Here is a 20,338-nt window from a genome sequence, read left to right as displayed (position 1 = left end):
AAGGGCTGACGCAACTGCAAAGAAAGATGAACTCCTCTCATTCTGGAACAGGGATCCCTGGCTTGACAAACGACCGCAAAACTTGCCATCATAAACTTCCTGATGCGGATGTAGCTCAGTGGTAGAGCTTCTCGTTGCCAACGAGACGGTCGCGCGTTCGAATCGCGTCATCCGCTTTTTGGGCCCTCACCCCCGTCCCCTCTCCCGAAGGAAGTCAGCCCTCACCCCCGTCCCCTCTCCCGGAGGGAGAGGGGAGTTGTTAGCGCTTGTAGAAGGTCTCCAGGCTGTGGCGGTCGCCCACAAAGCGCCAGTGCCAGGGTTCGTAACTCACCCCCTGTGGGTTGCCGCGGGGAAAGGACAGCTCAAAGCCAAAACGAGCGGCATTCTTCTCCAGCCACCGGAAGGCAGGGGTGGTCTCAAAGGCTTCTTGCGTGTCCCATTGGGGAAACCGGGCATCGCCAATGTCGATGGCATAGCCCGTGTGATGCTCGCTGTAGCCGGGGGGAGCGCTGAGCGCCGCCCGTTCTTCCGGTCGCAAAGCCCGCGATTGGGCCAGTTGAAAAAACAAAAACTCCTGCTCCGCTATCGAGCGAAACCCAGAGATAGGGACGAGGCGGATCCCGTCGGCTTGGGCTGCTGCGCTCATGCGCAGGTAGCTCTCGGCAGCCGCCTGGCGCAGGCGCACCTCTCGACCGTGGTAGCTGCCCACCACCCGTAGGCTATCTGCGGGGGCCTCGGCATAGGCATAGTGCCCCAGCAGCGAGACCCGTCCATTCTGCTCAGTTGGCTGCGCCAGAGGGGGCTGACTGGCTTCTTCCAGAACTGGGGGATCTGCTGCTTGCCGGGATCCGGGTAACTGATCTATCCCCCAACCCGCCAAGAGCACCAACCCAACCACTACCAGCCCCAAGCCCAGGCGCAACCTCAAGGTAGCCGCCGAACCTTGCGCTTTTTCCACCGAAGTGGACTGGCGACGCGCAACCGGAATGTCGTCGTTCATGCGCAAGGGCCGGGCTCTCAGAGAAGAACCGAAAAGATTTTACAGGCCCAAGTCCGCCAAGATATCGCGGGCATGGGTTTCGGTGTTGATGTTCTGATAGACCTTGGCAATTTTGCCCTCGCCATCAATGACGTAGGTCACCCGCTTGGCGTAACCGCCCCCATCCACATCGTAGGCGCGGGCGATCACCCCACTGGTATCGACCAGTAGAGGGAAGGGCAAGTTGTACTTTTCGGCAAACTTTTGGTGAGAGGCCTGGTCGTCCATGCTCACCCCCAACACCACCACGTCTTTGCTCTGGTAATCGGCGTAGGTGTCGCGGAACCCGCAGGCCTCTTTGGTGCAGCCGGGGGTGTCGTCTTTGGGGTAAAAGTAGAGGACAACGGTTTTCCCGGTAAAATCGGCCAGAGAAACTTGGTTGCCGTGGGTGTCGGTGGTGTTGAACCCTGGAGCAATGGTGCCAACAGCGAGAACCATAGACAGGTGACCTGAAGAGTGCGAAAAAGAAGGCTGCCCCCAGCATTTTCTTCAGCCCTGGTCGTCTCTGTCAAGCGGTTGCCGGCTCTGACCCGGCTGCCCGTTGCAACTCGGCCACCAGCTCTTGGAGCTCCGCCGCCAGCCTAGAAGGCAGCCGTCGCCCCAGGATCTCCGCCAGCGACCGGTAGTACCACAGGGATCCCTCTTTGCCGCCGGAGAAGCGCTCCCAGAGCCGATCGCCCAGTTGGCGAAAGTCTCGCAGGATGCAGCGGACGTTGTGCAGCTTGTCGGCGGCGGCCACCAGCAAGACCGAGGCATCTGCGCTTTCCAAGTGCTTGAGATAGGCCACTTTGCGCTCTTTCCAGTTTTCTTTGGGCTCGCCCAGGGAGCTATCGCTGTCGGTGTCTGTGCATCCCAGGATGATCTGCAGCACCCGTTCTCCAAAGTGCTCCCGCAACTCCCGTTCGATCTGGGCCCGCGGCTCGCCGCTGTAGCGGGGGCCATCCTCCAGGCTGTCGTGGAGCAGGGCGGCAATGGCCTCATCTTCGTCGGCGCCGTGCTCCAGGGCGATGGACGCCACCGCCAGCAGGTGGCTGAGGTAGGGGATCCCTGTTCCCTTGCGGGTTTGAGCAGCGTGCCAGCGGTGGGCGTAGCGCATGGCCTCGGCAAACCGCGGCGTCAACTGGGTGGACATGGGTATCTCTCCATCGAGGTTGGAAGTTGAGGGGATGGGTCAGGAATGGTCTGCTGTTGGTTGTTGATTTGATTATGGGGGCAACTGGCCGGAACCGCAGGGGTTCAGCCGCTGGCCGCCGTCTGTTTTGCCGGTAGGGGCACCGGGATCCCTGTCCCTTGCCAGGCACAGAGATCGACAAAGCGATCCGCCAGGCGAATCAGCTCCGGGTGTGTGCTGGGCCGGTAGGCGGCTACCTCCAGCCGGCAGCCTTGGCTGCGGATGTGCCGGAGGGCTGGCGCGAAATCCCCATCACCGCTCAGCAGCAGCACCGTCTCGTAGCGGGAATACAGGGTCATTAAATCCACGATCAGCTCCCCATCCAGATTGGCCTTGCGGCTGCCGTCGGCACGGGTGACGACCGGCTTGGTGACCACCCGGTAGCCCAGCTTTCTCAGCTCTGCCAGAAAACGGCGCTGGCCGAGGTTGTGCGGATCTGTACCGCTGTAGAAATGCACCTCCATCTCGGTTCGGCCCTGGCCCAGCCAGCTCAACAGTCCGGGGTAGTCGAGAGGGGATCCCGATTGCTGGGCGCTGGCGTGCAGGTTAGCGCCGTCAATAAACACCCCCAAAGCTTTGCGCGGGGAAGGGAGGGCTGGCTGGGACTCCACCTGCTGCTGCAGACGTTGCAATTGCGCCCGCATCGACTCCAGTTCCTCAGGAGTCGCCTGGGGCAGAGCATTGAGCCGCAGTTCTACAGCTTTGAGCCGCCGCTGGATCTGTTGAATGGCCTGCGTGGTGGGAGCCAGTTGCTGCCGCACCGATAAATGTGACGTAGGCCGAGCTTCGAGAGCGTCGATGCGCGCCTGTATCGCCCCCAGTTGGGTCGCCATCTGTTCCTGCTGCTGCCAGCTCTGCCCCAACACTTGGCAAAGCTGTTCTTCGCGGCGGCGGATGGCCGGGTAAGCCGCAGCCACAGGCAAGAGACCCCAGACGACCTGGCGGGTTACTAAGGCTGTCACCCCCAAAGCCAGGGATCCCGTCCACAGCCAGGTTAGGGAGAAGGTAGAAGTCCTACCCATGCTCATAGTCAGCTCTCCTCGGTTTGGGTGAATGGGTCTGATGGTTGCCGAGATTGGATTGCGCTCACCTCAGGGATCCTTCTTGAAGAGCGGGATGCCCAGCACTCACGGAGGCATTGAGGAGCAGCAATTCAACGACTGCAGTATGTCTGCTGTTGGAAGAGGGAGCTTCCCATTGCTGGCCGGACAAGTGGGCAACTCCAGTATTGAGGGCAGACAGAAGGCGCTCCTTTTTGCCGACCAGCCCCGTGGCTTGCCCAATCTGGAGCGGCGCGAACATGAAGGGAGCGGGGTCAGTTGGGGATCTCAATGGTTACGTTGGCCAACTGCACATCGTCATAATCCACCCAGGCTCCGCCAGGCTGCACGACCGTATCACCCCCCACCGGCACCGAGATATGCAGAGATCCGCCGAAAAGGGGAATGCTGATCGGCACTTGGGGACCACGGGTAACCCTGCTGGGCTGAATCAGGGTTTTGCCGGTGCGCAGCGTCACGGTATTCAGGCCCAGGCGCAGATGCGGCAGTGGCAGAGGGATGCGCAGGCCGTCTCCTCCCAACTGGATCTGCTCCACCTCCACCCCGTTTAAAAGCACTCGCATGGGAGACATATTGGCGCCGGGGATGCGGGACTGGCCGGCCCGATAGGCAGCGGCAGTATCCAACCCAATCAGGGATCCAATCCGCAAAACCGGTGGGCGAGGCGGCAGGCGTTCCAAAGTGAAGGAGCGGGTCATCTCCACCTCTTGGGCAGGGCCGAGAAATTGGCCGGCAGCCGCCGACTCTGGAGAATATTGGTTATCGCCCAGGCGGATGACATTGGCCTCCAGCACCAAAGTCGTGTTGGGATCCCAGCGCTCCAACTGCAACTGCCAGGGCCGATCCCCCCCCGTCTGTCTGTTGCCTGTGCTCTGGGAATAGGGCAGATAGTTCTCCAGCCGCGCCACCAAAATTTCTTCTGCCGGCAGCGGCCCCGGCAGGCGAAACCGCCCCTGAGCATCGGTGCGCACCGCGATCCCTGCCCCTGGAATGGCCACCTCCACCCCGGCCAAAGGCTGGCCTGTCAGGCGATCCACCACCTGGCCAGAGTAGGCAGAATCCAACTGCACCTGTCCGGTGGGTGCATCTGTGGCCGCCTGAATGCGCTGCTGCAACACCTGCCAATCGGCTTCTGTAATCCGCCCATCCTGATCGACATCGGCAGCCCGGATCGGGTCGTCGGTCAACTCCCGTTCTCCCCGCAAATAGGCCCCCAACAGGTTGAGATCCTGCACTGTCAAACGACCATCCCCATCCAGATCGCCCGCTTGAAAGGGCTGCGCTTGGGCAGAAGACAGGCCTATCCAACCCAGAGCAAGGGATCCCAGCAGCAAGAGAGAACGGGCTAAACAGGAGACCCTAGACATGGCAACTCTCCTGGGGAAAAAGCCAGGCAGCGTTCTTCATGTTTTAACGCAATTCACTTCCTCGCAGCAGGGTTGGCCGAGCCGGTACAGAGTACTCTTGAGCGCAATTTTGCTCGCCCGCCTTTGGCTGCAGGAGCCGAAAACTTGATGGTAGGATAACCGTGGTGACTTGCTTCTCCTATGGCTCGATACTCTTGCGTTACCCAGCTTGTGGGCTCAGCCGAGCAGCTAGGCGAGTCGATTCGCGCCATCTTGGAGCGCTGCCAACTCAATGTCCTCCACAACAGCTCTGATTACTGGGTAGCCGGTGAGCCCCCCGGAAAGAATCCCTACACCAAGCTGGTAACCGTGGAAGTGTTTGTGGATCGCACCCGTCAAGCCGCCGACGGCTCTGTACAGGTAACCTGTATCGCCAAAAATGAAGAGCTGCCCCTGAGAAGCGTTAACCACTGCCAACAAACCTTTGATCGCCTGAAAGCAGAGCTAGCCCAGTTGCAAACTCAACTGCAGCTTGCTGCCCAGCAAAAAGATGCTTTACGATAACAGAGCTGAGTTTACTCTGCTCCCATGGCACGTCGCTGCCAACTCACCAACAAGAAGCGCAACAACGCTTTTGCCATCTCCCACTCCCACCGGCGCACTAAGCGCCTGCAGGAAGTCAACTTGCAGTGGAAGCGCATCTGGTGGGAAGAAGGTAAGCGGTTTGTGCGTTTGCGCCTTTCCACCAGAGCCCTGAAGACCCTCAAGGCTAAGGGAGTAGGGGCCATGGCCCGCGAGGCCGGGATCGACCTCAACCGCTTTTGAGCTTTCGACCCCCTTGTGCTTGCCGGATCCAGCCCTCACAGCAACCCGAATAGCTTACGCGACTTGGGCTGTAAACCTGCCAGCAGCGTGTTGAGGGTGTCCCGTTGGGTCAGCTCGTTGGTGCCGCTGGCCCGCTCGATTAAGAGTTTGCGCATTTCGTCCGAGAGCTTGGCGTCGGTGAAGTCGGCGCCGACAAAGCTGGCCCCTTCAAGTTGAGCTTCTTGCAGGTTGGCCCCCACCAGGAGGGCTTGGTCAAAGTTGGCATGTTGCAACTGACAACTGGCCAGGACGGCCTGGGAGAGGTTGCAGCGAAAGAGGTTGGCTTGGCAAAAGTCGGCGGCAAAAAAGTTTCCTCCCGCCAGGTTGGCAGCCACCAAGCTGGCCTCGCGAAAGATGGAATGGCTGAAGCGCCCCCCCTGAAAGCTGCTTTTGTCCAGCTTGGCAGCGGTGAAGTTGCTGTAGTCTCCCAGGGCTTGACTGAAGCTGGATCCCCGCAGATCGGAGGCGGCAAAATTGGCCCGCTCCAGCTCGGCACGGCGGAAGTTGCACAGCCGCAGATCCGCCTGCTGCATGCTGAGCGAGCGCAGGTTGGCCCGCGTCAAGTTGGCCTTGGGCATCTGGATGCGGTCGAACAGGCCCCGCGAAAGGTAGGCGCCTTCGAGGTTGGCACCCAGCAGGGAGCGCCCTTCTCGCAGGGCTGCCAGCAAGTCCCTCGTGGTTTCGATGCGAACCGGCTCGGAGGGTTGAGAAGGGGGAGCACTCACGGATGGGTTGTTCCTCACAAGCTGGGACAGAAACTCGGTCAACCTAGCCGAGGACTGAGGGCTAACTAAGGATTCCACCTATCAAGCTAACGTTTGCGCCGCTTGCCGAGGTTAAGAGGATGTTAATAAAGCCAGTCCTGCTGGGTTGCGGGTAAGGAACAATCGGCTCCGATTTGTTGCATACTCGGGGCAGCGTTTCGTTAGTGAACCCCACCTTCCATGCAGGTAGCTTTCATTGTCGATCCGTTGCCCCAGTTGCAGGTGGGCCATGACACCAGCGTTGCTCTGATGGAGGCGCTGCAGAGACGGGGACACCGCATCTTTTGCTTGGGACTGGCCGATCTCTACTGGGATCAAGGGGAAACCTGGGCCGCCGTTGAGGAAATTGCCTTGGATCCGGCAGCAGATCCCTGGTACGAGGTCAAAGAACGGCGGCTGTTGCCCTTGAGCCAAATGCAGGCGGTGTGGATGCGCAAGGATCCGCCGGTGGATACGGCCTATCTCTATGCCACTTACCTTTTGGATCGCCTCTCCCCCAGCCGCACGCTGGTACTCAATCATCCTGCTGGGATCCGCTCGGCCAACGAAAAGCTCTACGCCCTGCAATTCCAAGAGTGGATCCCGCGTACCTGCGTCAGCAGCAGCAAACACCTGCTGCGCCAATTCGTCGAGGAGATGGGGCAGGCGGTGCTCAAGCCCTTGGGTGGCAAGGGTGGGGAAGGGATCCTGCGGGTCAGTGCCGGGGATCTGAACCTCAATTCTTTGCTCGAGCTGAGCACTCAATTTGGCCAGCTACCCGTGATGGTGCAAGAGTATTTGCCAGCAGCAGCGATGGGAGATAAGCGCATCTTGTTGCTAGAGGGAGAACCTTTGGGTGCCGTCAATCGCATCCCTGGGGAGGGAGATTTTCGCGGCAATGTGGCCGCCGGCGGTCGGGTAGAAAAAACCAAGATTACCGAAAAAGAACGGGCTCTCTGCGGGTCTTTGGCACCGGTGCTAAGGCAGGAGAAGCTCTATTTTGTTGGGATCGATGTTATCGGAGAACGACTAACGGAAGTGAACGTGACCAGCCCGACGATGCTTCGAGAGATCTCTCAATTGGAAGGAGTTGATCTGGCAGACCAAGTGGCCCAGTGGCTGGAGAAGAAGGTACCTCTCGAGAAGTAAAAAGCCCCACAAGGGGGCCTAGTCGCGACCAGTCAGCGACCTATAAAACTCTAGAGCACTATAAGGAAGGGCTCCATAAACAAGCTGTATTGAACACCGCATTGAGCACAGTTCTTAGAATCTCAGAAAAAAGGTCAGATCCGCGCAGCCGTTATCTTTTTTTTAGATTTTCTGGCGTGAAGCTAACCTCAAGACCCTCCGGTTCTGCTGGGGCGAGCTTTGAGTTGCTGCTCTTGTACAGGGGGTTAGGAGTCTGCCGGCGGCCTTTCTCGTCCAACCCAGCGCCAGGTGGTGGGCAGCAGGGCTGCTGCCAGCCCGCACTTCACCAGGTCTCCTGGTATAAAAGGGAAGACCCCTTTGTTGAGCACTGCCAAGAGAGAGGTGGGGCCGACATTCTCGTTCAGCCATACCCCCAGCCAGGTGGCTCCCAGGACGTAGATCAAAGCCGAGCAGGAGAGCATAGCCGCCGCCATCTTCCAAGGGTCGCGATCCACCCCCCAGCGCTCCACAAACCAGCCCATCAGCCCAGCAGCCAGGGGAAAAGCTAGCAGGTAGCCCCCCGTCGCTCCGGCTAGGTGTTTGAGCCCAGCTCCGCCGCCGCTGAAGAAGGGCAATCCCAAAAGCCCCTCCAGCAGATACAGCAGCAAGGCGAGAAAGCCCAGCCTGGCACCAAAGCCTGCTCCCACCAGCATCACGCCAAAGGTTTGTCCGGTAATCGGTACCGGCGTGAAAGGCAAAGGGATCCGCACCTGAGCCAGGGCCGCTACAAATAAGCTGCCTCCCACCACCAGCAGCAAGTCTCGAACGCGGGAAGGGCGAGGCAGCAGGGTTTGCGCCAAAGGTGTGTGAACAAAAGTTGCAGTCATAGGCTACTCGAAAGACTGAGATACAAGGGATAGCAACCCTCTGCCGGGATCTGCCGGCTATCGCAAAAAGTTTTGGTTAGGGATCCCGATGGCATTGCAGCGATTGGCCGGCAAAAGGGCTGCATCCCGTGCAGTATACCGTAACCGGCGGATCCCGCACCTAGGCACTAGCTTTATCAATAAAAATAAAATTGGGTCTAGAGAAACAGTCTGTGCAGTCGGCCTTGCGGGGAAACCCTATTGTTGGGAATAACCAGAAAAGTCCAACGGGAGAACCGTACCGAGCCCGCTGCAGCTGCACAGCCCCCCAACTCAAAACCCAAAAAAAGACTGGCAGTGTGAGGTCTGCCAGTCTGAGCAGTTCCCTGTGAGTGAGCTGATGCCGTCGTTGCCAACGTCTTCAACCCGATCCCCAGTTTGTGTCGCTTCTTGCCATCTGGAAGTGATTTAGATCACCTGAGACTTGGGATCTTCAGCCTCGGCGAGCCCTTACAGAGGGAACACCTCAAAACAACGGCAACTGCTCCTCTTGCGCCGGGGCAGGCTCCTCCCAATTGGGATCCCAGTCCTGTGAGGGATCCGCGGCTTCTGCCAGCAGCTGACGGGCGGCGGCCAGCAACTCGTTGTGCAAAGGGGCCAGATCGCTGCGGTCGGCCAGATACTGCTCCAGAGCCGTCAGGGGCTCAAGTCGGCTGGGATCCAAGCCCGGCAGACGGATGCGGCCGGGGCCGATCACTTCCGGAGTGATGGTATAGCTAAAGGCAGGGGCGAGAGCATTGTGCAAAGCCCGCTCATCGACGCAGTCGAGCTGGTCGGGGCGTAGGCGGTAGATCAACCGCAGGATAGAGCCGGCCACCGGCGCCTTGGCGATGGCGGCCAGCAGTTTGGCCTGCACCTGCTGGGGCGGATCGGCGCTCAGATCCAGGCGGATGGTGTGAAAGGTGCGGGTGGGCAAGGGCAAAAATTCGTAGCTCGCACCTGTGGGGGTGACTTCGACCAGCACACAACCTTTTTCCTCTTTTTCCTCGCCAAAGTCCACCCGCTCAATACTGCCGGGATAGATCACCAAGGGATCCCGACACAGCACCTGATGGCGGTGCACATGCCCTAGGGCAACGTATTGGTAGGCAGGCCGCGCCAGCAGCGAGAGGGGTACCGTAAATCCTTTACCCACCGAAAGATGCCGTTCTGCTCCGTAGCGGGCCGTCTCTACCATGACGTGAGCCAGCAAAATCGCCGGGATCCCCGGCTGCAGGGTGCGGACCTCCCCCTCTAGGGCCAGATGAAGACGCTGCAGGAGCTGATGGGCGAGGATTTCCCCATCCAGTCCCAAGCTCTCTTGTTGCGTGAGCAGAGCGGAGCGGTTCAGCCAAGGTAAAGTCGTCACCTGCACCGGGCCGCTGCGAGTTGCGATCCGATGAGTTTGCAGCCTGTCTCCCACGATAAAGCCTGCAACCCCCAAAGCGCGGTAGATGGCCAGGCTGTTGCCCTCTTGCCCTTGCCCATACTGGTCGTGGTTGCCCACCAACAGGACGGTCGGGATCCCGGCATCGGCCAAGCGGCGAAATTGTTGGGCAAAAAGCTCTTGGTGGAGGGGGGGTGGTGTTGCATCGGGAAAAGCATCACCCCCGAACAACACCAGATCCACCGCTTGGTTGAGCGCATGGTCAATGCACAGGCGCAAAGAAGTCACAAAATCTTCTAAACGGGTGTTCAATCCAGTGGCCGGGTTGATGTGACCATGGGCAAGGCTGCTGCCCAGATGAACGTCCGAAAGATGTAGCAGCCTCACCATCTTGGATACTCTTGGAGTCTTTGAAGCCCTCTCATCTGTTGGGATCAACCTTGCCGTTCGCGTTAGCGGAGCCGAGTCCTTTGCTTGCCTGGCCTCCCAGATCCAGAGCTAGGAATCTTGGCTCAAGCTTGTCGGCGGGGTCTGGCTCGATCCAAACGCAAGGGCCGGCCCATGAACTCCTGCCCGTTAGCACTCTCGATGGCTTCATCTTCCTCGGCCTCGGTTGCCAGATCCACAAACGCGAAGCCTCTTGTCTGACCCGTTTCCCGATCTATCGGGATTGTAACCGACTTAACGTTCCACCTCTGCTGGAAGAAAGCTGCTAGTTCTTCTGTTGAGGCTTTATAGTTCAGGTTTCCCACAAAAATGGTCATAGCAATTCAAGCAAAGTAAGGCACCAATCAGCAAGAGGGGCAACCAGGCTCCAGGGTAATTCACTTCTATCATGGAGACTTACCGAATCGCACAACATGAAAGGATGTAAAGGGATCCCTGCCGGAAAATCCTCCCGCTTCCTGGTCCAAAATCTACCTTTGTCAAACTTTACAGGCCTGTACTCTCCCTGCCACCGGGTTGAATTCCTCTGCCCTCGCCTCAGCCAAACTCAGGCACCGCCGGGATCCCGCACCTTGCCATGTTGTTGCAATTTGTTAAGATGTGTATTAGATTGCTTGCACTACCTGGCCGGATCTGCGCTGTTGCAACCCTCTGCAGATCCCTAAACCTGAGCACCCTGAGGTGATAATGATGGACGAAACGCTAGATCTCTCCTTGGAGCAGCAATTTCGCCAGCGGGCTTTCGAGACCTTGGTTTCTCGGATGAGCCACGAGCAGGCCAAAGACATCTTGGTTAAACTGCACAAGCAAATGCTGTTGCAGGAAGCCACTTACCGCCAACTGCTGCGTCATTCCCTCAGCGCCTGATGCACGCCCTTTCGCTTCCCACTTGGTGGATTCACATCGCCAGTGTCTTGGAGTGGAGCGCTGCCATTGTGCTTGTGTGGCAATTTGGGGGGCGGGTGGGCCGGCCCGAGTGGCGAAGTTTGAGCTGGGCAATGCTGCCCGCTTTGCTGGGGGCGATGTGCGCGATCACCTGGCACTGGTTTGACAACGACCCCAATTTGGACTGGGTGGTAACTGCCCAGGCCAGTTTTACTTTAATCGGCAACTGTACGCTGGCCTGGGCTGCTTACCACATTTGGCGGGCTGAGGCAGCAGATGCACCTTCACGGGAGGGGGAGCCCGACTGAGCGATGAACAGTTTGTTTGCCCTCTCCTTGTTTCCTTACTTGGTCTTTTTGTTCTTCCTGTCGCGGCTGCGCCGGATCCCGCGGCTGGCCCTGACTGGGTTTTGGCTGCTGCTCCTTTTTGTGGCCATCAGCATCCCGGCAGGGCTGTACGCTCAGGTTCACTACGGCACTTCTCTGGCCAACGTGGATCCCTTGCATGGGGGGGCAGAGGCTTTTCTCACCCTCTCCAACATTTTGGTGGCCTTGGGCTTCAAGCAAGCCATTGACCGCCAGGGATCCCCAGAGGCTGGGGACGGCAGCTCTGAGTTGTAGTCATTGCAAACGAGCCTGAGCCAGTCTTTCGACCTGACACACTGCCGAGCCCAAGCGCTCCGCGCCGCTACCCTCACCCCCAGCCCCTCTCCCAGAGGGAGAGGGGGGCTGAGCGGCAGACGAATCGCCTCGGCACGGCATGAACCGAATGTAAAATGGAAGTCTGGACTGGACGTCTGCTGTTGTTTATTCTGAGAGACCTGCCGGATGGTGGCCACTCTTTCTGTCCCCAAAGTGAAGCTCAAGCATCCGCCCCTGCGCATCTATCGCATGGGCGACAAGGTGCTGCGGCAGCCGGCCAAGCGTGTCAGCCAGGTCAACGATGAGATCCGCCAGCTTGCTCGCGACATGCTGCAGACCATGTACAGCTCGGATGGGATCGGTCTGGCGGCTCCGCAGGTGGGCATTCCCAAGCGCATGATTGTGGTGGATCCCCATCCCGACAAGCCGGAGGTGCCGCCGCTGGTGCTGATCAACCCGGAGATCCGCGAGTATATTGGCGAAGCAGTTGCCGGGCAGGAGGGCTGCCTGAGCATTCCGGGGGTATTTTGCGAGGTGATGCGCCCAGAAGGGATCGTGGTTTCGTTTAAAGATGAAACCGGTCGGCCCCGCACCATTCGAGCTGACGATTTGCTGGCGCGGGTGATCCAGCACGAAATCGATCACCTCAATGGTGTGCTGTTTGTGGATCACGTGGAAAACGAGCTGCTGCTGGATCAGGAGCTGCGCAAGCACGGCTTTCAGATGCAGGATGTACAGCGCAAAGGCAAGCCCTCTGTCGCCTCTCGCTGAAGCCCTGGCAAAGTTTTCACGTCTTAGTTTGTGTTGGTTTAGTGCTGCAGGCGCTGAGCCAAGAGCTGCTCCTCTAGGGCGGCGATGCGGTTGTAGGCAGCGGTTAATTGGGCACTCAGTCGCTGGACTTGGGCTTCTGGGGCAAGCTCGTGTCCCATGCTGCGGCTGCTTACCACGGTGGGTTCATCATCCAACAGGAAGTTGTGGCTGCCATCTTCCACCAAGTCTGAGATCAGAACGCTATAGCGGGAGGGGGCGGGGACATTTTTTTTAGCCTCCTGCTTTGCCAGAAGAGCAGCTGCCACCTGCTCCGGCATCCGCTCGATGGCAGCTTTCAGCTCCTGTATTTGCGACTCCAGACGCTCAAGATAGTGCTGCACTGCTTCGCTCATAGCTGCCCCAGTTTGACTCTTTACTTTTATTGAAAGAGATAAGTTCTCGCTTCTCCCCTTCTTCCCCTAGATCATTTAACGATTACGCAGTTGGAGAACTAAACGTCGGCTTCAGGAGTTTGCCCTAGCAAGCCAGTCCTGCTGGTTGGCGTCGGCCACAATTGAGATAGGCTCTCTCCAAAGTTTTTTCCAGAGCAGGTTTCTCTCTATTTCCAGACAAAAAATGCAGGATGCGGTTCTCCCCTTTCCCCAACAGGGCTATACCTTGCCCGTGTTTGCGGTGGCTGCTGCTAAGGCTGCTCTCCACCGTCTCATCGGGATCGCTTTGGAGCAGGACGGCGCTCATCCTGTCATTGCCGTGCAGGTGGAGCCTGAGGCGGGATCCGCTGCCGGCTGGGTCAGGATCCCGGTAGAGCAGGTGGCAGCTTTGTCGGAGAACACGGCTCTGGCCATTACCCGCTCGGATCCCGGCCCTCACCTGGATCTCACCCGCAACACACCGGTCTGGGCCTGGGTGAGCTTGGAGGAACGGGATCCCACCGCTCTCCCTTTGCTCCTGGAAGCGGGGGAGGGGCTGGGGCGGCACGCCGACGGCAGCCCGGCCATCTATGCCTACGCCCGGCGCCTGTTTGAGATCAACCTTTTGTCTGGGATCCCAGAGGGTTATCGGCTGCGGGTGCGCATCATCTTGCCGGAGGGAAAACTCTTGGCGGAGCGGACTTCCAATGCGGCGTTTGGGGTGCTGGAAGGACTGGCTCTTTTGGGGACACGGGCGGAGGTGGAGCCTTCTGCCGGCGCCGAGAGCCTGGAGCGGGCCCGCTGCGAATTGCAGCAGAAGTTGGAAAAGCACAGGCATCTGGCCTTTTGCGTGGGTAGCCATGGGCAGCAGGTGGCCTTGAGGCAAGGGATCCCGGCGGAAGAGATTCTACTGGTGGCCAATTGGATCGGGCCGCTGCTGGTGGAAGCAGGGTTGCGGGGGGCGGAGTCGGTTCATTTGATCGGCTACCACGGCAAGCTGATCAAGCTGGCAGGGGGCATCTTCACCACTTCCAGCCATGTGGCCGATGCCCGCCTGGAAATCTTGATGGCAGCCCTCATCCGCTGCGGGGGAACAGCCGAACAGGCGCGGCAGGTGCTAGAGCTAAGGACGGTGGAGGCAGCGGTGCAGTATCTGAAGGAGCTGGGCTGGGCAGAGCCGGTGCTGCAGGAGTTGACTCGACAAATCCGCCAGCGGGCAACAGCCTATGTGCAAAAGTATGCTGCTCGATCCCTGCCGGTGCAGGTAACCCTGTTCGATCGGCAGGGCCAGGTTTGCGCTCAGGTTGGGATCTCCTCCCCAAGCCCTTGATCCCTGCTGTTGTTCCTCACCCCCAGCCCATCTCTCTAAGGCGAGCCCAAGCGCTCCGCGCCGCTAGCGCGACCACCCCCGGCCCCTCTCCCAAAGGGACACCCTCACCCCCGGCCCCTCTCCCAAAGGGAGAGGGGAGTTAGGGATCGCACTCCGCGCTGCCGGCACGTTTGCGACAGCGTTGCGTACCAAATAACGACGTAGAGAAACATTTCATTGCTATTTGAATTGCTACTTGAAACGACTCTAATGACCGTCAGGCTAGAGCCGAAAAAAAGGCTAATCTCCCAACTCAGGATCCGGCCGCACCCGCACTTCCATCTGGCGCAGCAGACGCAGCGAGCTTTCCGGCCCGTCGATCATCTGCTGTTCGTTGATCCAGTAGGTGGCAATGCCCAGGTCTTCCAGAAATCGAATGTAGGGATCCGGGGGCGGGCCATCGAAAACGGCCGCCTTCTGGACGGAGAAGCCCTGTTCGATCCAGGGGGTGAGGGCAAAGCGCTCGTAATAGAATAATTGCCCCACCACCTCCTGCAGCGCCTCTGCCGCATCTTTGTGGTGTAGCAATTTCACCTCGGCCAAAAGCAGGTTTCCATCTGCCACCGCCAGAAAGTCAAACGTGTGCTGGTCTTCCCGCACCTCCAGCCCGGCCAGGCGGAACCAGCGGCGAAAGTGGTGCAAGATCTCGTTGTGGCGCTCGCTGCGCTCCAACTGACGCCGACGGCGACGCTCTGCCATCAGCGGGTCTGTCCCCGCACAGGAAGGGATCCCACTGCTGCGAAACTGGGGCGGCTCATCCGGATCCAAGACCACCTTACCCCCGGCAGGTTGATGGAGAAGGGGCGGCATCTGGGGCAACAGCTCGGCGGATCCCCACTCCACCTCTGGTTGCGCTGCCAAAGCGAGCAGATGGCGATTGAGAGGGTGCTCAGGGTGGGTGTTGAACAACAGCTTGAGTTGAGAGTGGCTGAACTGAAAATCCAGGCGAAACTGCTCCACCGAAAGGCTGCTCCGCCCCTTCTGCAGAGTCTCCTGGCCAAAGTAGAGCAGCACCAGCAGAGGATAGATGGGCAGGGGGCGATGGGGCGGGATGAGCATGGCCCACATGTCCTCGGTCCAGTGGGGGAGCAAAATCTCCGCTTGCTTGCCCTTGCCCACCACCTGCAGCATTTTGGGATGCCCCGGTTGCCAGCCACAAGGGTGATCGTCGAAGCCGCAGGTTTGCCGCCCTTGATCCACGCTCAAGGGGTAGCGCCCGTCGTAGAGGCGAAAGGGACACAGATCCCGGTCTTCGGCCAGAAAACGCTCGTCCTGCCACAGATGGGCTGCCAGGGCATGACAACCAATGCCCTCCTGGCTGTTACAAGCTTTGAGCCAGCGCCGTTCTGCTAGTTTGCCGCCCACTTTGCTTGGCGCCAGGGGCTGGACAAGGCCATTTTCCCCTTGGTTGAACAAGGGCCACACCAAGGGCTCCCCCGTCTCCGGCAGGGTGGGCAGCAGGGGGTGGACTTTGCTGTAGAAGGGATCGCAAATGCGCTGGGCCACCTGCTGCAGAGGCAGGCCATGGGGGGATCCCACCGCCGGCAGAAGGGATCCCGAGCCGGCCTGGGCGCGATGGTACTGGATGGCCAGCGCCACCTCCACTCCCACCGGACGCAGTTCCGGCGTCAACTGCCGATAGCGCTGCAGCAGCCGCGAGGCTTGCACAAACAGGTCGTAGCGACGAACTGGAACTGCGTCAGCCATAAGGTTGCCGGGGAAATTCTTCGCCGACTTGAGCGAAAGTTGTCTATGGATTTGCTTCTCGGTCTCAAACAAGATCGAGATTGGGTTTGTTGTCTGTGCAAGGGCTGCAACTGCCGAGCGCCGCGGCCCGAAGGCTCGTTTCGCTTGGCACCAGGTCAGTTGTCAGTGTAGTAGAGAAACCCCAGCGCGGAAAGATTTAAGGCTCAGCTTTGTTCCCTCAGACAGGATTGGGTTGGGGCCTCTCCTTCTTTTCAGGATCCGGGGTTGGCTGGGCTACGATGAGAAGCTGTAGCGCCTTTGCCAACTTTGTCAATCATGGCTAGCATCCAACGGGATCCTGAGGTCAACGTGTCTGCGGCCACGGCCATTTCTTCAGAGTCTCAGCCTTCGGCACCCCCCTTGCCTTTGCCCGTCATGTTTCGCCTAGGCTTATTTCAGATGGGCCTGGGGATGATGTCGCTGCTGACGCTGGGGGTGCTCAACCGGGTCATGATCGACCTGGATCTCTTGGCCATCCCGGCCACGGTGGTGGGGGGATCCCTGGCCATGCACCAGTTGGTTTCCCCGGCCCGCGTCTGGTTTGGGCAGCTTTCCGATGCCAAGCCTTTGTTTGGGACGCACCGCAGCGGCTATGTGCGCCTGGGCTCGGTGCTGTTTGCCCTGTGCATCTTCTTGGCCGTGCAGGTGGTGTGGGGTTTGGGGCAGAGCTTTGCCAGTAGCGGTTGGTCGCTGGCCACCTACGGTTGGATTGCTCTCGCCGCCTTGATGTTTGCTCTTTATGGGCTTTGCCTGAGCGCCTGCTCCACGCCCTTTGCGGCGCTGCTGGTGGATGTTTCCGATGAGCACAACCGCTCCCAGTTGGTGGGGATCGTCTGGTCGATGCTGATGGTGGGTATTGCCGGCGGGGCAATTGGCTCGGCAGTGCTGCTGCGCGGCCTGGATCCCGAGAACTTGCAGAGCACGATCAACCGCCTCTTCATTGTTATTCCTGCTGTGGTGATCCTGCTGGGGGTGATCGCCACCTGGGGGGTGGAAGAACGCTATTCCCGCTATGGATCCCGTTCCACCTTGGCCGGGCGGGAAGACCAGATCACCCTGGGCACGGCCCTCAAGGTGCTCACCGCCAGCCGCCAAACCCTGATCTTCTTTGGCTTTTTGGTTCTGATGACCATGGGCCTGTTTATCCAGCAGCCGGTTCTGGAGCCCTATGGCGGCGAGGTGTTCGGCATGACCGTATCCCAAAGTACCCAGCTCAACGCCTTCTGGAGCCTGGGCGTTCTGGCGGGAATTGTGGTGACCGGATTTCTGATCGTGCCCAGGCTGGGCAAGCAGCCAACGGCTCGGCTGGGCTGCCTGCTGGTGGCGATCTCCTTTGGGTTGACCATTTTGGCAGGGTTTACGGGCGAGCCAGCGATGTTGCAACTGTGCATGATCCTGTTTGGCCTGGCTTCCGGGATCACCACCAACGGCGCCATTAGCCTAATGTTGGACTTGACGGCAGCAGAAACCGCCGGCACCTTCATCGGGGCTTGGGGCCTGGCACAGGCCATGTCGCAGGCGCTTTCTACCCTCATTGGTGGCGCCTTGCTGGATCTGGGGCGGATTCTCTTTCCCTCTTCCCCCGTCCTCTCCTACGCCACCGTCTTCGGGGTGGAGGCGGCGGTGATGCTGCTGGCGGTGTATTTGCTGGGACGGGTGAGCGTAACCGAGTTCCGGGAGAAAACCAGCCGCGCCCTGACCGAGGTGCTGGCGCTGGAGCTGGAAGGCTAACGCCGCTGGGCCGGCTCGTAGTGGGGGCAGCCCTGGCAGGGCCCGCTGGGGTTGACGGCGCAGCGCAGCAGCGGCGAGCGGGCGTTGAACCGACAGGAGGGATCCCCTAGAAATTGGCCAACCTCAGGCGGGGAACTCACGGGGCGCACCAGAGCGCGGATGCCGCAGAGGTGATATTTGCCTTGCCGCAATTGGTAGGAGTGGCGCTTTTCCAAAACCAAATAGTGCTGCTCCGCCAGTTGAACGTAGGTGCCCGGATGGGGGCTGCTCTCCCAGGGGCATTCCTCCACCACCTCTCCCGAATCTGCATCGATCCACTGAATGGGCAAGGTCGGGTTGATGGAAGACATAGGGCGCCAAGGAAGTCAGTTTGGGGCAGCAGACTTGAGAATGCTGGACTGGGTCTGACCCATGATAAAACCTGTGCCGCTTTTCCCAGCAACACCGACTACAGTTAGTACAGACTTTACAGTCGTTTCAAACAAGATTGAGACGCTTTGCCCCCTCACCCCCGGCTCCTCTCCCAGAGGGACACCCAAGCGCTCCGCGCCGCTCACGCGACCACCCCCAGCCCCTCTCCCAAAGGGAGAGGGGAGCTAGAGACGTAACAAACTGTTTCATTGCTGTTTGATAATGACTAGATGTTGGAGCGGGCTTGGCGAGCCAGTTGGGTGAGAAAAGCCAGCGGATGACGGTTGTGGAGTTGCTGCTTGAGCCGCTCTTGCAGAATCTCCTCCTGCCAGGGATCCCCCGATTGCAGCCACTCCAGGTAGCTGAGCCCCGCTACCCGCGTCAGGTAGGCCCCGCTGGCCGCCTGCAGGGGGATCCCCATGAGCATCCAGGGGCTGGCTTTGAGGGCAGAGCCCAGGGCCTGGGTGGCCAGCTCCAGTCCTCCTAGCTGCACGATCATTTGCGCCAGGCTGTGGGCCATTTGCTGGGCCTGCTGCAGGGTGATGCGGCGATCGAACACCTGATGCAGCTCGCCGATCATGCGCGCCTGGATGGCCACCCCCGCCAGCACATCCAAAGCCGGAAGAGGGGTCACGGCCAAGGCAGCAGCTGTCGCCCACTGCATCCGTTCCACGATCCGGCGACCCTGTTGGTGGCGCTCTTCCCGCAAAGCCTGCTGGACGGCCTCGCCCAGGGTTTGGGTCTGCAACAGGGCGTTGGCCAGGCGCAGATGGGATCCCTTTTGCTGCAGCAGGCGGGCCATCTGCTGGATGAGGGCGGCAGTATCGGGGGGCTGTGGCTCCCAGGTTTCTTGCCGGGATCCGTCTGGAAAGCAGTAGCGGACTTTCAAGGGCTCTGGGTCGGCAGCAATGGCCACCACCTGCTCAGGGGGGATGACGCCGGCGGTGCGCTGGCGCAGGTGGGCCAAGATGATCTCCACCTCTTCCGGCAGCATTTGATCCGTCTTGTTGAGGGCCAGGATGGTGGATTTCCCCAGCCGGGCCAGCTCCAGCAGCTCGGCATATTCCGAGGCCAGCAGATCCCCGGCCACCACCAAGATCAGCAGATCGGCCTTCTGGGCCAGGGCGCGCGCTTCTGCCTCGCCGGCGCCGCCGATGGTCAGCAGGCCAGGGGTATCGGTGAGGGAGATGGGGCCGCTCCAGCCCTCCAGTTGATAGGTGTGAATGGATCCCTGCTGGGTAGTGCCCAGGGTGGGAGCGGTTTCCCCCACAGGCTGCCCCATCAAGGCGTTGATCAGAGAAGTTTTGCCGGCAGAGGCAGTGCCGAACACCACCAGGTGCAATTCCTCCTGGGCCAGCCGCCGGTCGATTTCCTGCATCTTGGCCTGCAAGGCGCGACGGCTGATGTCGTTTTGCAGCTTCTGGATGAGGCGATCGACATCCTGCAGATCCGCCTGCACCTGATCCCGGGTCAACTTAACCCGCCGTTTGCCTGGGGTTGGATCCCTCTGCTGTTGGCGAGCCTGTTGCCACCAGCGCTGCACCGCCAGCCCTGCCGCCACCGTTCCTCCCAGGATGCCGGCCACCAGCAGATCTGCCAGCGGCACCGAATAGGGAGCAACAAAGCTGTAGATGCCACTAACCCATTGCAGGTATTGGCTGAGAGCCGCCAAGCCCAGCCCCGTCAATAACCACAGCCACGTGGAGCGCGACAGCACCATGCCAACCCACAGCTTGCCCAAATGCCCGATCCGGAACGGAGCCTGATCTCTAGAGAAGCTCTGAAGATCTATCCAGAGGTCTACAAAGGTGAGAGAAGCGATCGCAAATTCAGGACGGCTGAACCCTCTCCGCTGGCAACCCCGGCGCAAGCTGGATCCGCGGCCTCTTCTTTAGCATAGGGCTTAGTGTAGCTGAGCATACAATTTTTTCGGGTGAGCCGGCGCAGGGACGGCTGACCCCAGCTAGGGAATCAACGAGAGAGGCAGGCACTGGAGAGCGTCCTCAGCCCAAGCGGCCAGGGATCCCCGCCAAAACCGCCGGCGGCTCCAGCGGCGCCGGCAGAAACTCACCCCCCCGGTAGTCCAGTAGCTGCACCAGGAGCAAGTAGCCCACCCCCAGGGCAATGGCCAAAGCTCCCGTAACAATAGCCACCCACTTAGGCCGTTCCACGCTGCGCCTCCCCCGTCAACTGCCTATCCCTACCCATGATGCCCGAAACGACCACTTGCGGCCCAGCCAAGGATGTCTGGAAGTTTTTGTATCCTGAGGGGGTGTGAGGTCT

Annotated in this window: 23 protein-coding genes and 1 tRNA gene; 10 read left to right on the top strand and 14 right to left on the bottom strand. The window is 59.9% G+C overall.

From position 1 onward, the window contains the following. Positions 1-104 precede the first annotated feature (104 nt). Positions 105-176, top strand: a tRNA-Gly gene (locus NW862_RS05085). Between the two features lie 83 nt (positions 177-259). Here the strand turns inward: NW862_RS05085 and NW862_RS05080 are convergent. The 5 genes from NW862_RS05080 to NW862_RS05060 form a co-directional block, all read right to left on the bottom strand. Continuing rightward, the gene (locus NW862_RS05080) at positions 260-1,000 is read right to left on the bottom strand and encodes a D-alanyl-D-alanine carboxypeptidase family protein (protein ID WP_414335014.1); all 741 of its coding nucleotides are present in this window, start codon (positions 998-1,000) and stop codon (positions 260-262) included. A 39-nt stretch (positions 1,001-1,039) separates the two neighbouring features. Beyond that, positions 1,040-1,477 (bottom strand): peroxiredoxin, encoded by a 438-nt coding sequence (locus NW862_RS05075; protein ID WP_414335015.1) that lies wholly within the window; start codon positions 1,475-1,477, stop codon positions 1,040-1,042. A gap of 70 nt (positions 1,478-1,547) precedes the next feature. Further along, entirely contained in the window at positions 1,548-2,171 is a 624-nt protein-coding gene (locus NW862_RS05070) for an HD domain-containing protein (RefSeq protein WP_414426975.1), read from the bottom strand. A gap of 104 nt (positions 2,172-2,275) precedes the next feature. Continuing rightward, positions 2,276-3,238 (bottom strand): NYN domain-containing protein, encoded by a 963-nt coding sequence (locus NW862_RS05065; protein ID WP_414426974.1) that lies wholly within the window; start codon positions 3,236-3,238, stop codon positions 2,276-2,278. A gap of 287 nt (positions 3,239-3,525) precedes the next feature. After that, positions 3,526-4,638 (bottom strand): dockerin type I domain-containing protein, encoded by a 1,113-nt coding sequence (locus tag NW862_RS05060; protein WP_414426973.1) that lies wholly within the window; start codon positions 4,636-4,638, stop codon positions 3,526-3,528. A gap of 180 nt (positions 4,639-4,818) precedes the next feature. Here NW862_RS05060 and NW862_RS05055 point away from each other — a divergent pair, with 180 nt between their 5' ends. Beyond that, entirely contained in the window at positions 4,819-5,181 is a 363-nt protein-coding gene (locus NW862_RS05055; RefSeq protein ID WP_414335020.1) for a hypothetical protein, read from the top strand. A gap of 24 nt (positions 5,182-5,205) precedes the next feature. Beyond that, complete coding sequence (gene rpmB / locus NW862_RS05050) at positions 5,206-5,442, top strand: 50S ribosomal protein L28 (RefSeq protein ID WP_414335021.1); 237 nt, start codon at positions 5,206-5,208, stop codon at positions 5,440-5,442. Between the two features lie 35 nt (positions 5,443-5,477). On the opposite strand, the gene NW862_RS05045 is transcribed toward rpmB, so the two are convergent. Further along, entirely contained in the window at positions 5,478-6,206 is a 729-nt protein-coding gene (locus tag NW862_RS05045; protein ID WP_414335022.1) for a pentapeptide repeat-containing protein, read from the bottom strand. A gap of 219 nt (positions 6,207-6,425) precedes the next feature. Between NW862_RS05045 and gshB the strand changes: the two genes are divergently transcribed. After that, positions 6,426-7,373 carry a glutathione synthase gene (gene gshB, locus NW862_RS05040; protein WP_414335023.1) on the top strand — a complete coding sequence of 316 codons (948 nt, stop codon included), beginning with the start codon at positions 6,426-6,428 and terminating at the stop codon, positions 7,371-7,373. Between the two features lie 245 nt (positions 7,374-7,618). Here the strand turns inward: gshB and NW862_RS05035 are convergent, their stop codons facing one another. From NW862_RS05035 to NW862_RS05025, 3 genes are all read right to left on the bottom strand, one after another. Then, on the bottom strand, positions 7,619-8,239 hold the full coding sequence (locus tag NW862_RS05035) for a biotin transporter BioY (protein ID WP_414335025.1): 621 nt from the start codon (positions 8,237-8,239) through the stop codon (positions 7,619-7,621). A 505-nt stretch (positions 8,240-8,744) separates the two neighbouring features. Next, the gene (sbcD, locus tag NW862_RS05030) at positions 8,745-10,034 is read right to left on the bottom strand and encodes an exonuclease subunit SbcD (protein ID WP_414335026.1); all 1,290 of its coding nucleotides are present in this window, start codon (positions 10,032-10,034) and stop codon (positions 8,745-8,747) included. Positions 10,035-10,156: 122 nt separating this feature from the next. After that, a complete protein-coding gene (locus NW862_RS05025) occupies positions 10,157-10,408 on the bottom strand; it encodes an RNA recognition motif domain-containing protein (RefSeq protein ID WP_414335027.1) in 252 nt (83 codons plus the stop codon). A gap of 373 nt (positions 10,409-10,781) precedes the next feature. Between NW862_RS05025 and NW862_RS05020 the strand changes: the two genes are divergently transcribed. The 4 genes from NW862_RS05020 (at position 10,782) to def (ending at position 12,388) form a co-directional block, all read left to right on the top strand. Next, positions 10,782-10,958 (top strand): NblA/ycf18 family protein, encoded by a 177-nt coding sequence (locus NW862_RS05020; protein ID WP_414341539.1) that lies wholly within the window; start codon positions 10,782-10,784, stop codon positions 10,956-10,958. Next, positions 10,958-11,284, top strand: coding sequence for a DUF2499 domain-containing protein (locus tag NW862_RS05015; protein WP_414335029.1), 327 nt, complete (start codon positions 10,958-10,960; stop codon positions 11,282-11,284). The genes NW862_RS05020 and NW862_RS05015 overlap by 1 nt, the downstream gene beginning before the upstream one ends. A 3-nt stretch (positions 11,285-11,287) precedes the next feature. After that, complete coding sequence (locus tag NW862_RS05010) at positions 11,288-11,596, top strand: DUF3593 domain-containing protein (RefSeq protein WP_414335030.1); 309 nt, start codon at positions 11,288-11,290, stop codon at positions 11,594-11,596. A 207-nt stretch (positions 11,597-11,803) separates the two neighbouring features. Beyond that, positions 11,804-12,388 carry a peptide deformylase gene (def, locus tag NW862_RS05005; protein ID WP_414335842.1) on the top strand — a complete coding sequence of 195 codons (585 nt, stop codon included), beginning with the start codon at positions 11,804-11,806 and terminating at the stop codon, positions 12,386-12,388. Positions 12,389-12,426: 38 nt separating this feature from the next. Here def and NW862_RS05000 read toward each other — a convergent pair whose 3' ends face one another. Beyond that, the gene (locus tag NW862_RS05000) at positions 12,427-12,780 is read right to left on the bottom strand and encodes a hypothetical protein (protein WP_414335844.1); all 354 of its coding nucleotides are present in this window, start codon (positions 12,778-12,780) and stop codon (positions 12,427-12,429) included. Positions 12,781-13,003: 223 nt separating this feature from the next. Between NW862_RS05000 and cbiD the strand changes: the two genes are divergently transcribed. Then, a complete protein-coding gene (gene cbiD / locus NW862_RS04995; RefSeq protein ID WP_414335846.1) occupies positions 13,004-14,128 on the top strand; it encodes a cobalt-precorrin-5B (C(1))-methyltransferase CbiD in 1,125 nt (374 codons plus the stop codon). A 279-nt stretch (positions 14,129-14,407) separates the two neighbouring features. On the opposite strand, the gene NW862_RS04990 is transcribed toward cbiD, so the two are convergent. Further along, entirely contained in the window at positions 14,408-15,874 is a 1,467-nt protein-coding gene (locus tag NW862_RS04990) for a hypothetical protein (RefSeq protein WP_414349157.1), read from the bottom strand. 315 nt (positions 15,875-16,189) lie between these two features. Between NW862_RS04990 and NW862_RS04985 the strand changes: the two genes are divergently transcribed. Beyond that, positions 16,190-17,644: a BCD family MFS transporter gene (locus tag NW862_RS04985; protein ID WP_414426972.1), complete on the top strand. Its 1,455-nt coding sequence runs from the start codon at positions 16,190-16,192 to the stop codon at positions 17,642-17,644. Here NW862_RS04985 and NW862_RS04980 read toward each other — a convergent pair. From NW862_RS04980 to NW862_RS04970, 3 genes are all read right to left on the bottom strand, one after another. Next, positions 17,641-17,994 (bottom strand): DUF6464 family protein, encoded by a 354-nt coding sequence (locus NW862_RS04980; protein WP_414349156.1) that lies wholly within the window; start codon positions 17,992-17,994, stop codon positions 17,641-17,643. The two genes, NW862_RS04985 and NW862_RS04980, sit on opposite strands and share 4 nt — an antisense overlap. A gap of 287 nt (positions 17,995-18,281) precedes the next feature. Beyond that, positions 18,282-19,796, bottom strand: a complete 1,515-nt coding sequence (locus NW862_RS04975) for a YcjF family protein (RefSeq protein WP_414333975.1) — start codon at positions 19,794-19,796, stop codon at positions 18,282-18,284. A 262-nt stretch (positions 19,797-20,058) separates the two neighbouring features. After that, complete coding sequence (locus tag NW862_RS04970; RefSeq protein WP_414333977.1) at positions 20,059-20,226, bottom strand: hypothetical protein; 168 nt, start codon at positions 20,224-20,226, stop codon at positions 20,059-20,061. Positions 20,227-20,338: the final 112 nt, after the last annotated feature.

The sequence above is a fragment of the Synechococcus sp. H55.8 genome (assembly GCF_047462375.1).
Classification (GTDB): domain Bacteria; phylum Cyanobacteriota; class Cyanobacteriia; order Thermostichales; family Thermostichaceae; genus Thermostichus.
The sequence above is the reverse complement of the archived record's forward strand: the minus strand, read 5'-3'. Positions and strand labels throughout refer to the sequence as shown.